The organism is Pseudomonas sp. FH4 (genome assembly GCF_000510915.2).
Taxonomy (GTDB): Bacteria; Pseudomonadota; Gammaproteobacteria; order Pseudomonadales; family Pseudomonadaceae; genus Aquipseudomonas; species Aquipseudomonas brenneri.
In genome coordinates this window covers 74053-87797 of record NZ_AOHN01000013.1, presented here as the reverse complement: position 1 = coordinate 87797, position 13745 = coordinate 74053, and the positions used below count along the sequence as shown (strand labels likewise).

Genomic DNA, 13745 nt, shown 5'->3' with positions numbered 1-13745 from the left:
TGCCGTCCTTATTTTGTTATTGAGAAAGCCTGGGGGCTCTGACTGATCAGAAGCCTGATACGACAAATAGATCACAATATATTTATTTTTTGTATACAATTTTTCGAAACATACGCACCATACGTCGAAATACTCCCTGCAAAATGCCTTCCGACGAATGCACAGGCGCTAGAACAAAATGGATTGACCTGCGCTGCTCGCCGTGAATACACTTTGACCCAACCGACTTGTATACAATTACAAAACGCAAGAGGCACCAAAACCATGAGCAAAATGAGAGCAATCGAAGCCGCCGTTCTGGTGATGCGCCGTGAGGGTGTGGACACCGCCTTCGGCATCCCAGGTGCCGCGATCAACCCGTTGTATTCGGCCCTGCAAAAGGTCGGCGGCATCGATCACGTCCTCGCTCGCCACGTGGAAGGCGCTTCGCACATGGCCGAGGGTTACACCCGTACTAAGGCCGGTAATATCGGCGTGTGCATCGGTACTTCGGGCCCCGCGGGCACCGATATGGTCACCGGCCTGTACAGTGCCTCGGCGGATTCGATCCCGATCCTGTGCATCACCGGGCAAGCACCGCGGGCCCGGATGCACAAGGAAGATTTCCAGGCCGTGGATATCACCAGCATCGTCAAGCCGGTGACCAAGTGGGCAACCACCGTGCTGGAACCGGGCCAAGTGCCCTATGCGTTCCAGAAAGCCTTTTATGAAATGCGCTCCGGCCGCCCAGGCCCGGTGTTGATCGACTTGCCATTCGACGTGCAGATGGCCGAAATCGAGTTCGATATCGACGCCTACCAGCCATTGCCACTGGCCAAGCCACTGGCTACCCGCATCCAGGTCGAGAAAGCCCTGGCCATGCTCGATCAAGCCGAGCGCCCGCTGCTGGTCAGCGGTGGCGGCGTGATCAATGCCGATGCCAGCGAGTTGCTGGTGGAGTTCGCCGAACTGACCGGTATCCCGGTGATCCCGACCCTGATGGGCTGGGGCACCATCCCCGACGATCACCCGCTGATGGTGGGCATGGTCGGTCTGCAAACCTCGCACCGCTACGGCAACGCGACGATGCTCAAGTCGGACGTAGTGCTGGGCGTCGGTAACCGCTGGGCCAACCGCCATACCGGTTCGGTGGAGGTGTACACCGAGGGCCGCAAGTTCATTCACGTTGACATCGAGCCAACACAAATCGGCCGCGTGTTCACCCCGGACCTGGGCATCGTCTCCGACGCCGGCGCCGCACTGACAATGTTTATCGAAGTGGCCCGCGAGTGGAAAGCCGCCGGCAAGCTCAAGGACCGCAGCGCCTGGCTGCATGATTGCCAGCAGCGCAAAGCCACCCTGCACCGCAAGACCCACTTCGACAACGTACCGGTCAAGCCGCAACGCGTGTATGAAGAGATGAACCAGGTGTTCGGCAAAGACACTTGCTACGTCAGCACCATCGGCCTGTCACAGATTGCCGGCGCGCAGTTCCTGCACGTCTACAAGCCGCGCCACTGGATCAACTGCGGCCAGGCCGGCCCGCTGGGCTGGACCATTCCGGCTGCGCTGGGCGTGGTCAAGGCCGACCCGAGCCGCAAGGTGGTGGCACTGTCGGGCGACTATGACTTCCAGTTCATGATCGAAGAGCTGGCCGTGGGCGCGCAGTTCAAGCTGCCGTACATCCACGTGGTGGTGAACAACTCCTACCTGGGGCTGATCCGCCAGGCCCAACGTGGGTTTGAAATGGACTACTGCGTGCAGCTGTCTTTCGACAACCTCAACGCCCCGGAACTCAACGGCTATGGTGTTGACCACGTCGCCGTCGCCGAAGGCCTGGGTTGCAAGGCCCTGCGCGTGTTCGAACCGGCACAGATCCAGCCGGCGTTGCGCAAGGCTCAGGAAATGATCGAGGAATTCAAGGTTCCGGTGATCGTTGAGATTATTCTGGAGCGTGTGACCAATATTTCCATGGGCACCGAGATCAACGCCGTCAACGAATTCGAAGACCTGGCACTGGTGGGCAATGACGCGCCTACCGCGATTTCACTGCTCGATTAATGACTGCACGTTCCCGCGTCCGACGCGGGAACGCTTTTGAGGAGATTCCCATGCCGCGTTTTGCCGCCAACCTGTCCATGCTGTTCACCGAGCAGGACTTCCTAGCCCGCTTCAAAGCCGCCGCCGACGCAGGTTTCAGTGGTGTGGAATACCTGTTCCCCTACGAGTTCAGCTCCGCCGAAATCAAGGCGCAGCTTGACGCCCACGGCCTGACCCAAGTGCTGTTCAACCTGCCGGCCGGTGACTGGGCCAACGGTGAGCGCGGCCTGGCCTGCCACCCGGATCGGGTCGAGGAGTTCCGTGCCGGCGTCAACCTGGCCATCGCCTATGCCCAGGTGCTGGGCAATACCCAGATCAACTGCCTGGCCGGCATCCGTCCACAAGGCCTGGATGACGCTAGCGTCGAAAAAACCTTCGTCGCCAACCTCAAGTACGCCGCCGACAAGCTGCAAGCGGTGGGTATCAAGCTGGTGATGGAAGCGATCAACACTCGCGATATCCCTGGTTTCTACCTGAACAACACGGCGCAGGCCCTGGCGATCCGTGAACAGGTGGGCAGCGCCAACCTGTTCCTGCAATACGACATCTATCACATGCAAATCATGGAGGGCGACCTGGCCCGCACCATGGCAACGCACCTGGATCAGATCAACCATATCCAGTTGGCGGACAACCCCGGGCGCAACGAGCCGGGCACGGGCGAGATCAACTATCGCTTCCTGTTCGAACACCTGGACCGCATCGGGTATCAGGGCTGGGTGGGCTGCGAGTACAAGCCGCTGACCACGACCCAAGCCGGTCTTGGCTGGCTCAAGACCCATAACGCGATCTGACCAACACCATAAAAACCTGTAGGAGCTGGCTTGCCTGCGATGCAGACACCTCGGTGTATCAGGCATACCCAGGTGAAGCCATCGCAGGCAAGCCAGCTCCTACAGGGGGCAGTGCACAACCTGCATAACGAATAAAAAGAGGATTTTGATCATGGCTAAAATCGGCTTTATCGGCACCGGCATCATGGGCCAACCCATGGCCGCGAACCTGCAGAAAGCAGGTCACCAACTGTTCCTCTCCGAGCATCACGGCAAGGCACCCGCCGAACTGGTCGCCGCTGGCGCCGTGGCCCTGGCCAACCCGCAGCAAGTGGCCCAGGAAGCAGAATTTATCATTGTCATGGTGCCCGACACCCCACAGGTCGACGACGTACTGTTCCGTGCCGATGGCGTGGCGGCCGGCCTGTCACCGAACAAAGTGGTGATCGACATGAGTTCGATCTCGCCCACCGCCACCAAGGCGTTTGCCGCGAAGATCAACGCCACCGGCGCGCAGTACCTCGACGCCCCGGTATCCGGCGGTGAAGTCGGCGCCAAGGCCGGGACCCTGAGCATCATGGTCGGCGGCGCGCCACAGACCTTCGAACGCGCCCTGCCACTGTTCCAGAGCATGGGCAAGAACATCACCCTGGTGGGCGGCAATGGCGACGGCCAGACCGCCAAGGTGGCGAACCAGATCATCGTCGCCCTGAACATCCAGGCCGTGGCCGAAGCGCTGCTGTTCGCCTCGAAAAACGGTGCAGACCCCGCCAAGGTGCGCGAAGCGCTGATGGGTGGCTTCGCCTCGTCGAAGATCCTCGAAGTGCATGGCGAGCGGATGATCAAGGGCACCTTCGACCCGGGTTTCCGCATCAACCTGCACCAGAAGGATTTGAACCTGGCCCTGGCCGGCGCCAAGGAACTGGGGATCAACCTGCCCAACACCGCCGGCACCCAACAAGTGTTCAGCACCTGCACCGCGATCGGCGGCGGCAACTGGGACCACTCGGCGCTGATCAAGGGCCTGGAGCATATGGCGAATTTCTCGATTCGCGATAAGTAACCTCCCCTTTTGGAAAGCAATACCTTGTGGGAGCTGGCTTGCCTGCGATAGCGGTCTTTGAGTGACAGATTAATCGCCCCACACACCGCTATCGCAGGCAAGCCAGCTCCCACATTTTGATTGCATTCCACATTTCAAATCCAATAACAAGAATCCGGGAGCCCGCTTATGTCGGTCGATCCGCAACACCTGCTTCGCGAGCTGTTTGCCACAGCCATCGACGCAGCCCACCCCCGGCAAGTCCTCGAACCTTATCTGCCTGCCGACCGCAGCGGCCGCGTGATCGTGATCGGCGCGGGCAAAGCCGCCGCCGCCATGGCCCTGGTCGTGGAAAACAGCTGGCAAGGCCAAGTCTCGGGCCTGGTGGTCACCCGCTACGGCCACGGCGCCCCCTGCCAGAAAATCGAAGTGGTCGAAGCCGCGCACCCGGTGCCCGATGCCGCAGGCCAGGCCGTGGCCAAACGCGTGCTGGAGCTGATCAGCAACCTCAACGAAGACGACCGCGTGATCTTCCTCTTGTCCGGCGGTGGCTCGGCCCTGCTGGCCTTGCCGGCAGCGGGAATTACCCTGGCCGACAAGCAGGCGATCAACAAAGCCCTGCTCAAATCCGGCGCGACCATTGGCGAGATGAATTGTGTGCGCAAGCACCTCTCGGCAATCAAGGGCGGGCGATTGGCCAAGGCGTCCTGGCCCGCCACCGTCTACACCTATGCGATTTCCGATGTACCGGGCGATCAAGCCACGGTGATTGCCTCCGGCCCCACCGTGGGCGACCCGAGCACCTCGCAACAAGCGCTGGCGATCCTCAAGCGTTACCAGATCGACATCCCTGCCTCGGTGCGCAGTTGGTTGCAGAGCCCTGAGTCGGAGACCGTCAAACCCGGCGATCCGTGCCTTGCGCGCAGCCATTTCCAGCTGATCGCGCGGCCACAACAATCTTTGGAAGCCGTGGCGGTAAAAGTGCGCCAGGCCGGTTTCAGCCCGCTGATCCTCGGCGACCTGGAAGGCGAAGCGCGGGACGTGGCCAAGGTCCACGCCGGCATCACCCGGCAGATCATCCAGCACGGCCAGCCACTGGCAGCGCCCTGCGTGATCCTGTCCGGCGGCGAAACCACCGTGACCGTACGCGGCAATGGCCGTGGCGGACGCAACGCCGAGTTCCTGCTGAGCCTGACCGACAGCCTCAAGGGCCTGCCCGGTGTCTACGCGCTGGCCGGGGACACTGACGGCATCGACGGTTCCGAAGACAACGCCGGGGCGATCATGACCCCCACCAGCTATGCCCGTGCCGAAGCCCTGGGCCTGTCGGCCAGCGATGAGTTGGACAACAACAATGGCTACGGCTATTTCGCGGCACTCGACGCGTTGATCGTCACCGAGCCGACCCGGACCAACGTCAACGACTTGCGCGCCATTCTGATCCTTGAGAGTCCTGAACATGACGCCTGACAAGAAGGTTAAAATCCTCGCCACCCTGGGACCGGCCACCGACGGTATCGATGACATCCGCGAACTGGTGGAAGCCGGGGTGAACATCTTCCGCCTCAACTTCAGCCATGGCGACCACGCCGACCATGCCCAGCGCTACCAGTGGATCCGCCAGGTCGAGCGGCAATTGAACTACCCCCTCGGCATCCTGATGGACTTGCAAGGGCCCAAGCTGCGCGTCGGCCGGTTTGCCGAAGGCAAGGTGCAACTGGTGCGCGGCCAGGCCCTGCGCCTGGACCTGGACGACACCCCGGGCGACCAGCGCCGGGTCAACCTGCCGCACCCGGAAATCATCGCCGCCCTTGAACCGGGCATGGACCTGTTGCTGGACGACGGCAAGCTGCGCCTGCGGGTGACCGCCAAATACAGCGACGCCATCGACACTACCGTGCTCAACGGTGGCGAATTGTCGGACCGTAAAGGCGTGAACGTGCCACAAGCCTTGCTGGAGTTGAGCCCATTGACCGCCAAGGATCGGCGTGACCTGAGCTTTGGCCTGGAGCTTGGGGTGGACTGGGTCGCCCTGTCGTTTGTGCAGCGCCCGGAAGACATCCGCGAAGCCCGCGAACTGATTGGCGACAAAGCCTACCTGATGGCCAAGATCGAGAAACCCTCGGCCGTGCAGCGTTTGCAGGAAATCGCCGAGCTGAGCGATGCAATCATGGTCGCCAGAGGGGACCTGGGCGTGGAAGTCCCGGCCGAAAGCGTGCCGCAAATCCAGAAAGACATCATCACCATCTGCCGCCAGTTGGGTAAACCGGTGGTGGTCGCCACACAGATGCTCGAATCCATGCGCTTCTCACCGGCCCCGACCCGCGCCGAAGTCACGGACGTGGCCAACGCCGTGGCCGAAGGCGCCGATGCGGTGATGCTCTCGGCCGAAACCGCCTCTGGCGAATACCCGCTGGAAGCCGTGCAGATGATGAGCAAGATCATCCGCCAGGTAGAGAACGGCCCGGATTACCAGACCCAACTGGATGTAAGCCGACCCAAGGCCGATGCCACGGTGTCCGACGCGATCAGCTGTGCGATCCGCCGGATCAGCAGCATCCTGCCGGTGGCGGTGCTGGTGAACTACAGCGAGTCCGGCACATCCACCCTGCGGGCAGCGCGGGAGCGGCCGGCGGTGCCGATCCTCAACCTCACGCCAAACCTGTCCACCGCCAGGCGCCTGAGCGTGGCCTGGGGCGTGCACTCGGTGGTCAATGATCGGTTGCGGCAGGTGGACGAGGTATGTTCCACCGCGCTGGAAATCGCCCAGGCCCAAGGCATGGCCCAGCGTGGGGATACGTTGTTGATCACGGCGGGGGTGCCCTTTGGGCAGCCGGGGTCGACCAACTCGCTGCGTATCGAGACGCTACTGTAGGAGCGAGCGTGCTCGCGAAAAACCTGAGAGCGACGCGTCCATTCAAAAAGTACGCGTCATCGTTAACGACCTTCGCGAGCAAGCTCGCTCCTACAGGGGAGCGACCACCACCATGTCCAACCCAACCTGCCCCGACTGGGCCGAAGCCCTGCTCAACGGTTTCAGCCAGATCTTCCTGCAGCGCCACCCGCTGTGTGGCCTGCTCTGCCTGCTGGCGATCCTGACCTGTGCCCCGGCCCTGCTCGGCGGTGCGCTGCTGGGCGGGGTCGCCGGTTTGCTCACGGCCCAGCGTCGTGACTATCCCAAGGCCGAGCGCCAGGCCGGGCTCTATAGCTACAACGGTGTGCTGCTGGGGTTGCTGATCAGCCAGCACTTTGCCTGGTCGGCACTGTTGCCGCCGCTGATCCTGGCGTGCGGCGGCCTGAGTGCGATCCTGACGCGCCAATGGATCAAGCGCGTGGCCCATAGCGATGACTTGCCCGCCTACACCGCGCCCTTTGTCGGTTTGAGCTGGCTGTTGCTCGGCACGGTCTCACCTGCGGCGTTGACGATCAGCCCGCCGGATACCCTGGCGTGGCTCGGCGCACCGCTGGTTGGCCTGGGGCAGATCGTCCTGCTCGATCAACCGTTGGCCGGCCTGTTGATTGCCTTCGGTTTATGGCTGGCTGACCGACGCGCGATGCTGTGGGCCTTGATCGGCGCCAGCAGCGGCGTGGCGATGGGCCTGTTGCTCGATGACCGCGCTGGCGCCCTGTTCGGCCTGCACAGCTATAACCCGGCACTCGCCGCCTTGGCCCTCAGCCAGTTCCGGCGCCAGCCCTGGCTGCCATTGTTCGGCATCCTGCTGGCAATCATCCTGACCCCAGGCTTCGCCGGCCTGCACCTGGCGCCGCTGACTGCGCCGTTTATCCTCGCCTGCTGGCTGGTACGCGCGACGCGGCGCCTGCTGCAAAGGCCCAACATGGACAGCCCGTTCGAATCCCCCTAGGCTTCGCAGACCTTCGATTCAGGCGAACTTCATGGACAGCAACAACGACTGGCGCCAGCGCCTCTACGTCATGGTATTCCAGAGCGACACCGCGGCCGGGCGGCGCTTCGACGGCATCCTGTTGCTGACCATCCTCGCAAGCCTGGTGATCGTGATGCTCGACAGCATCGACCAGATCCACCAGAACTACGCCGATGTGCTGGCCTATATCGAGTGGGGCTTCACCATCATCTTCGCCATCGAATACGGCCTGCGCCTGTATTGCTCGCCCAAACCGTTGCGCTATGCCTTCAGTTTCTACGGGCTGGTGGACTTGCTGGCCATCGTCCCCGGCATCCTTGCGCTGTACTACAGCGATGCCCAGTACCTGCTGATCATCCGCATCATCCGCATGTTGCGAATCTTCCGCGTGCTCAAGCTGGGTCCGTATCTCAAGCAGGCCAACTACCTGATGTCGGCGCTGCGCGGCAGCAAGCAGAAGATCGTGGTGTTCCTGGTCAGCGTGTGCACCCTGGTCACCGTGTTCGGTACCTTGATGTATGTGATTGAAGGCCCGGAACACGGCTTTACCAGCATCCCCAAGGGCATCTACTGGGCTATCGTGACCCTGACCACCGTGGGCTTTGGCGATATCGTGCCCAAGACCCCGCTGGGCCAGGTGATTTCGTCGCTGGTGATGATCACCGGTTACTCGATCATCGCCGTACCCACCGGGATTTTTACCGCCGAGCTGGCCAACGCCATGCGCGGAGAGCAACTGCAACACGATTGCCCGGTGTGCAAGAAAAGCAGCCATGAACCCAACGCAGCCTTTTGCTCACGGTGTGGCAACGGGCTTTATCGCAAAGCAGAATAAGCAAAGTTCTTTTTAATCTTTAAGCGTCTATGCCGCCCCGGCTATAGTCGTGGGCTATAAGCCACTACCTTCTCGAACAACAAGGAATGAGCAGTGAAAAAACTCGTTAGCGCTTCTCTCCTGGCCGCCGGCCTCGCCCTGTCTATCGGCGCCCAGGCCGCATCGACCACCCTGCTCAACGTCTCCTACGACGTGATGCGCGACTTCTACAAGGATTACAACGCCGCGTTCCAGAAGCACTGGCAAGCCGAGCACCCAGACGACAAGCTGACCTTGCAGATGTCCTTCGGTGGTTCCAGCAAACAGGCACGCTCGGTGATCGATGGCCTGCCGGCTGACGTGATCACCATGAACATGGCCACCGACATCAACGCCCTGGCGGACAACGGCAAACTGGTGCCCGATAACTGGGTCACGCGCCTGCCGAACAACAGCGCGCCGTTCACCTCCGCCACCGTGTTCATCGTGCGCAAGGGCAACCCCAAGGCTCTGAAAGACTGGCCGGACCTGCTCAAGGATGGCGTACAAGTGATCGTGCCCAACCCCAAGACCTCCGGGAACGGGCGCTACACCTACCTGTCGGCCTGGGGTTATGTGCTGAAGAACGGCGGCGATGAAAACAAGGCCAAGGAGTTTGTCGGCAAGCTGTTCAAACAAGCACCGGTGCTCGATACCGGTGGCCGTGCCGCCACCACGACCTTCATGACCAACCAGATCGGCGACGTGCTGGTGACCTTTGAAAACGAAGCAGAAATGATTGCCCGTGAATTCGGTCGTGATCAGTTCGAAGTGATCTACCCAAGCGTCTCTGCCGAAGCCGAGCCGCCGGTGTCGGTCGTCGACAAAGTGGTCGACAAAAAAGGCACCCGTACAGTGGCCGATGACTACCTCAAATACCTGTGGTCGCCAGAAGGCCAGGAAATCGCCGCCAACAATTACCTGCGTCCGCGTGACCCGGCGGTACTGGCCAAGTACACCGACCGCTTCCCGAAAGTCGACTTCCTGTCGGTGGAGAAGACCTTTGGTGACTGGCGCACCGTGCAGAAGACCCACTTCAATGATGGCGGGGTGTTTGACCAGATCTACAGCGGCCAATAACTGACCGTGAGAGCCGGCTTGTGTGGGAGCGGCGGTGCGACGATTCGACTTGCTCGCGAATGCGGTGGGTCAGACAAATAGTTTTTGACTGATACACCCCCTTCGCGAGCAAGTCGAATCGTCGCACCGCCGCTCCCACATTGGCTTGCGCGTAAGGCATCAATGCCAGGCATGACTGAAATCATCAGTAACACTTACTCCCTTCCTTCGCCTACCCTTTACCCTTCACGCCCTCCTTCCCCGCTTTAACGAGAACACCATGACCGCTACCCCACCCGCGACCGCCACCCTGACCCGTGGCATGGTGCTGCTATTCGCGTTCTGCTGCGGGGCTATTGTCGCCAACATCTACTACGCCCAACCGATCATCGAGCTGATTGCCCCGGACATCGGCCTGACCCCGGCCATGGCCAGCCTGATCGTGTCCCTGACCCAGATCGGCTATGCCCTGGGCCTGTTCTTCCTCGTGCCCTTGGGCGACCTGCTGGAAAACCGCCGGTTGATGATCATCACCACCGTGGTTGCCATCGCCAGCCTGTTGGGCGCGGCCTTTACCGAACAGCCGAACCTGTTCCTGCTGGTGTCGTTGTTGATCGGCTTCAGTTCGGTATCGGTGCAAATCCTGATCCCCCTGGCTGCACACCTGGCGCCCGCCGAATCACGGGGCCGGGTGGTGGGCAGTATCATGGGCGGCCTGTTGCTGGGCATTCTGCTGGCGCGTCCGGTTTCCAGCCTGGTAGCAGACCACTTCGGCTGGCGGGCGATGTTCATGACCGCAGCGGCGATGATGGCCGTGATCAGCGTGGTGCTGTTGTTGACTGTCCCCAAGCGCCAGCCAGACCACAGCGCCAGCTATGGCCAGTTGCTACGCTCGTTGGGCACTTTGCTGCGCGAGCAGCCATCGCTGCGCCAACGGGCGTTCTATCAAGGCTGCATGTTCGCCGCCTTCAGCCTGTTCTGGACCGCCGTGCCGCTGGAGCTCTCACGCAACCATGGCCTGAGCCAAAGCGAGATTGCCCTGTTTGCCCTGGTTGGGGCCTTGGGCGCCATCGCCGCACCGATCAGCGGACGCCTGGCAGACGCTGGCCACACCCATCGCGCCTCATTGCTGGCGATGTTGCTGGCGGCCCTGAGTTTTCTGCCAGCGCTGGTACACCCGGCCTACAGCGTCATCGGCTTGATGGTCACCGGCGTGGTCCTGGATTTTTGCGTGCAGATGAACATGGTCCTCGGCCAGCGCACCATCTACGCCCTGGACGCCCACAGCCGCAGTCGCCTGAACGCGCTCTACATGACCAGCATCTTCATCGGCGGGGCCTTCGGTTCGGCGATTGCCAGCAGTGTGTATGAACATGGCGGCTGGCTTGGGGTGATTGTGGTCGGCAGCCTGTTCCCGCTGGTGGCACTGTTACGATTCCTGAGTGTGTCCAGAGCCGCTTCGACAGTGAGCGCCTGACGTTCGATATCTCATCAACACGCTCAGGATCCTGCCTATCGTTTATCGCTGCTCTGACGGGCTTTTCTCCAACAGACGGACAAGCCCCTGCAACATCATGAGGGTTCCGTGCAGAACACTTCCCAGCGTAGCAAGTAGAGAAGCAGTGGGTTCTGGTGTTGGTGTTGGTGTTGGTGTTGGTGTTGGTGCCGGTGTTGGTGCCGGTGTTGGTGCCGGTGCTGGCACCTGCCCTCCCGTCACGATATCGGCGGATTGAATTTTGCCCACTGTGGTAACCAGCAAGTCAGACTTGCCATTGCCGTTCATATCGATAGCCAAACTGCCACGCCCTGTGTTCGGGTCATGGCTCAGCACTGCGTTACCGGGCCGGCCATTGAATTGACTGGAAAAGTTGAGACCTTTGATACCGGCTTCTCTCAAGGCGCCGGAAACATCGATCTTGTCGACACCGCTGGTAAAATCTTCGATCAGGTCTGAGTTCTTCGATGTGGACTCGCTGGCTTTGTCGTAGACAAATGTGTCAGCGCCGCCTCCCCCTCTCAACCTGTCTAAGCCCCCGCCACCCTTGAGACGATTGTCCGCATCATTTCCCGTAATCACGTCAGTACCTGAACCGCCGATGGTATTTTCCAGTGTTACGCCCTTGGCGATGGAAACATTACCTTTCATTCCCCCGACGTCCGAGAATGATTGTTCATTAAGATTAATGTTCTGGTTCTGTGAATACCCGGAAAAATCCAACGTATCGTTCCCGCCACCGTCCCACACACAAAATATTGCTGAATCAGCAGCGCTCTTGACACTCAGCGACTCACGCCCGGTGTTGGAATTGAAGCCATAGGTCGTGTCCGTGTTACGGGTAGCGCGGTTTGCACCATAAAGACGTTGGGCGGCCGCGATGTCGTACATCATGGGCGCCGAGGGCCCCTTGTTGTTGAAGTTGTGGCCAGCGTTCTCGCGTTCAGACCAATAACTCATGACTGTGCCAGCCTTCGTGTCCTGCGCAAACTGTGCATTCTTCTCGTACGTACCTCCGCCGTTGTAATGGCCGGGGTGGGCGAGCCCAAGACAATGACCGATCTCATGAATCATGGTGGTGTGAAAATGACTCCCAGGCTTTGGGTCATGTGACACACCTTTTGTGCCGATCTGCGCGGTTGTCTTGGAGTTTTGCTCGCCAGATCGCCATGCCACCCCCCTGTCCGAGTTATGGGCGCCGGATACCTGAATAGAACCGTCAGCCTTGCGGGCATTCTCATGAAAACTGATGTCGGCCACGTCTTGCCAAGCCTGCATCGCCCGGCGGGCACAGGTTTTTTGCTGCTCGGTGAAACTACTCAAGTTGAAAGACACCTGCGTCTTGCCGTCCCTATCCCGATCATGAAAGCGCGTCCCCTCTCGCGTAAGATGCTGGGCGGCCTGATCAGTACTGATGGTGCGTTTCCCGCGAGCGGAAAATTGCTCCTTGGACGGTCCATACATTTCTTCCGGGCAGCAACCAGGATGAGTAACACCGTTGTTTATTTGACTCATGGCGATCTCCAAATCGATTAATGACAGGGATAACAGCGTCCAATGGCGTCGCCTTTCATCGCAGAAAGCTGCCTCAGCCGGCGTCATCCGTCTCTAATCTTTCATGCAGAAAACCACCTCGCCACCTGGGCTTTGAGTCTTATTGAAACGCGTTGAGCTGCGGTTTAGTTTGCTGACAAAACACATGGTTTTTTACATTTACCCGGTGTCACCCGGCCTCGAAAATGCGCGTTCAAGTCGCTGACACCACTAAGAAAACGTAAAAAAGAACACGCTTGTATAATCCAAACCGTCGCTATCTTAAGAAATATCCTCTCTACATTTTCAACCTCAACGTCAGGCACTTTCCCTCACCTATGGAGGGGCCACCCACTAAGAACGCACCAATTTCTCCAACGCGGCATCCGCCAGGAATGACGAACGGCTTTTGACTTTGTGCTCGCGTACATAACGGTCAATGCGCTGGATCACATACCCTGGCAAGGTCACATTGACCTTCTCGGTCTTGCCCAGGTAAGGCGAAATATCCAGCTCCAGCATGCCCCAGCCCATCCCGGCATATTCCGTGTTGCCATGATGCGCCGCGACCGAGGTCGGCATGGGAATCGCACGGCCTTCGCTGGCCATCTCTTGCAGCATGATGTGGGCCACTTCCACTGCGGCGTTGTAAGCCTCTTCAAAACTGTCCCCGGCGGTCACCGCACCTGGAATATCGGGGATCTGGATACCGGAGGCGGTAAAGTCATCGCCCCATTCGATACAGATTGGGTATTGCATGAATATTCTCCTGAAAAACCGTTCTAGAACGAAAACAGCCCGGCGCGCCGCCTGATACTTCGCACGGTGCCTAAGGGTAGGTCCTTCTTGGGATGAGGCACCGGTATCGTGTACGGGTTATAACGGTGGGTGAAAATATGATGGCTGCCCGTAACCCGATCCAGCACCCAGCCCGCCTCTTGCAGTTCCTTGATCAATAACCTGCTTTGCACCACAGCCTCCTTGCTCTGGCCCGAATAAAAGTAACCCTAGAGTTATCTTTACTCAA

At 60.1% G+C, this 13745-nt stretch carries 12 protein-coding genes and 1 pseudogene; 9 read left to right on the top strand and 4 right to left on the bottom strand.

All coding sequences use genetic code 11. The features are described from left to right. Nucleotides 1-264: 264 nt before the first annotated feature. The 5 genes from gcl to pyk all read left to right on the top strand — a co-directional run bounded on the left by gcl (nucleotide 265) and on the right by pyk (nucleotide 6769). Nucleotides 265-2040 (top strand): glyoxylate carboligase, encoded by a 1776-nt coding sequence (gene gcl / locus H097_RS09005; protein ID WP_032859149.1) that lies wholly within the window; start codon nucleotides 265-267, stop codon nucleotides 2038-2040. Between the two features lie 50 nt (nucleotides 2041-2090). Continuing rightward, a complete protein-coding gene (hyi, locus tag H097_RS09000) occupies nucleotides 2091-2873 on the top strand; it encodes a hydroxypyruvate isomerase (RefSeq protein WP_032859147.1) in 783 nt (260 codons plus the stop codon). 151 nt (nucleotides 2874-3024) lie between these two features. Beyond that, a complete protein-coding gene (locus H097_RS08995; RefSeq protein ID WP_032859145.1) occupies nucleotides 3025-3915 on the top strand; it encodes a 2-hydroxy-3-oxopropionate reductase in 891 nt (296 codons plus the stop codon). 168 nt (nucleotides 3916-4083) lie between these two features. Next, a complete protein-coding gene (locus H097_RS08990) occupies nucleotides 4084-5364 on the top strand; it encodes a glycerate kinase (RefSeq protein WP_032859144.1) in 1281 nt (426 codons plus the stop codon). After that, on the top strand, nucleotides 5354-6769 hold the full coding sequence (gene pyk, locus H097_RS08985) for a pyruvate kinase (RefSeq protein WP_032859143.1): 1416 nt from the start codon (nucleotides 5354-5356) through the stop codon (nucleotides 6767-6769). The genes H097_RS08990 and pyk overlap by 11 nt, the downstream gene beginning before the upstream one ends. Here the strand turns inward: pyk and H097_RS28660 are convergent. Continuing rightward, nucleotides 6762-6851: pseudogene (locus tag H097_RS28660) on the bottom strand (outer membrane lipoprotein carrier protein LolA); the annotation flags it as partial. The gene pyk and the pseudogene H097_RS28660 overlap by 8 nt on opposite strands. Before the next feature lie 30 nt (nucleotides 6852-6881). Between H097_RS28660 and H097_RS08980 the strand changes: the two are divergent. The 4 genes from H097_RS08980 to H097_RS08965 all read left to right on the top strand — a co-directional run bounded on the left by H097_RS08980 (nucleotide 6882) and on the right by H097_RS08965 (nucleotide 11167). After that, nucleotides 6882-7757, top strand: a complete 876-nt coding sequence (locus tag H097_RS08980; protein WP_032859140.1) for an urea transporter — start codon at nucleotides 6882-6884, stop codon at nucleotides 7755-7757. Between the two features lie 31 nt (nucleotides 7758-7788). Next, entirely contained in the window at nucleotides 7789-8613 is an 825-nt protein-coding gene (locus H097_RS08975) for an ion transporter (RefSeq protein ID WP_032859137.1), read from the top strand. A gap of 93 nt (nucleotides 8614-8706) precedes the next feature. Beyond that, nucleotides 8707-9711 carry a sulfate ABC transporter substrate-binding protein gene (locus tag H097_RS08970; protein ID WP_032859134.1) on the top strand — a complete coding sequence of 335 codons (1005 nt, stop codon included), beginning with the start codon at nucleotides 8707-8709 and terminating at the stop codon, nucleotides 9709-9711. Between the two features lie 259 nt (nucleotides 9712-9970). After that, nucleotides 9971-11167: an MFS transporter gene (locus H097_RS08965; protein WP_032859132.1), complete on the top strand. Its 1197-nt coding sequence runs from the start codon at nucleotides 9971-9973 to the stop codon at nucleotides 11165-11167. 42 nt (nucleotides 11168-11209) lie between these two features. Here H097_RS08965 and H097_RS28400 read toward each other — a convergent pair whose 3' ends face one another. From H097_RS28400 to H097_RS08950, 3 genes are all read right to left on the bottom strand, one after another. Then, a complete protein-coding gene (locus H097_RS28400) occupies nucleotides 11210-12700 on the bottom strand; it encodes a M10 family metallopeptidase C-terminal domain-containing protein (RefSeq protein ID WP_050593333.1) in 1491 nt (496 codons plus the stop codon). Between the two features lie 372 nt (nucleotides 12701-13072). Continuing rightward, nucleotides 13073-13477: a type II toxin-antitoxin system HicB family antitoxin gene (locus H097_RS08955; RefSeq protein WP_032859130.1), complete on the bottom strand. Its 405-nt coding sequence runs from the start codon at nucleotides 13475-13477 to the stop codon at nucleotides 13073-13075. A gap of 23 nt (nucleotides 13478-13500) precedes the next feature. Further along, nucleotides 13501-13689 carry a type II toxin-antitoxin system HicA family toxin gene (locus H097_RS08950; protein WP_032859128.1) on the bottom strand — a complete coding sequence of 63 codons (189 nt, stop codon included), beginning with the start codon at nucleotides 13687-13689 and terminating at the stop codon, nucleotides 13501-13503. Nucleotides 13690-13745: the final 56 nt, after the last annotated feature.

Excerpts from the sequence above, each read along its gene's own strand:
- gcl (WP_032859149.1), top strand. The coding sequence starts at position 265 with ATGAGCAAAATGAGAGCAATCGAAGCCGCCGTTCTGGTGATGCGCCGT.
- hyi (WP_032859147.1), top strand. The coding sequence starts at position 2,091 with ATGCCGCGTTTTGCCGCCAACCTGTCCATGCTGTTCACCGAGCAGGAC.
- H097_RS08995 (WP_032859145.1), top strand. The coding sequence starts at position 3,025 with ATGGCTAAAATCGGCTTTATCGGCACCGGCATCATGGGCCAACCCATG.
- H097_RS08990 (WP_032859144.1), top strand. The coding sequence starts at position 4,084 with ATGTCGGTCGATCCGCAACACCTGCTTCGCGAGCTGTTTGCCACAGCC.
- pyk (WP_032859143.1), top strand. The coding sequence starts at position 5,354 with ATGACGCCTGACAAGAAGGTTAAAATCCTCGCCACCCTGGGACCGGCC.
- H097_RS08980 (WP_032859140.1), top strand. The coding sequence starts at position 6,882 with ATGTCCAACCCAACCTGCCCCGACTGGGCCGAAGCCCTGCTCAACGGT.
- H097_RS08975 (WP_032859137.1), top strand. The coding sequence starts at position 7,789 with ATGGACAGCAACAACGACTGGCGCCAGCGCCTCTACGTCATGGTATTC.
- H097_RS08965 (WP_032859132.1), top strand. The coding sequence starts at position 9,971 with ATGACCGCTACCCCACCCGCGACCGCCACCCTGACCCGTGGCATGGTG.
- H097_RS28400 (WP_050593333.1), bottom strand. The coding sequence starts at position 12,700 with ATGAGTCAAATAAACAACGGTGTTACTCATCCTGGTTGCTGCCCGGAA.
- H097_RS08955 (WP_032859130.1), bottom strand. The coding sequence starts at position 13,477 with ATGCAATACCCAATCTGTATCGAATGGGGCGATGACTTTACCGCCTCC.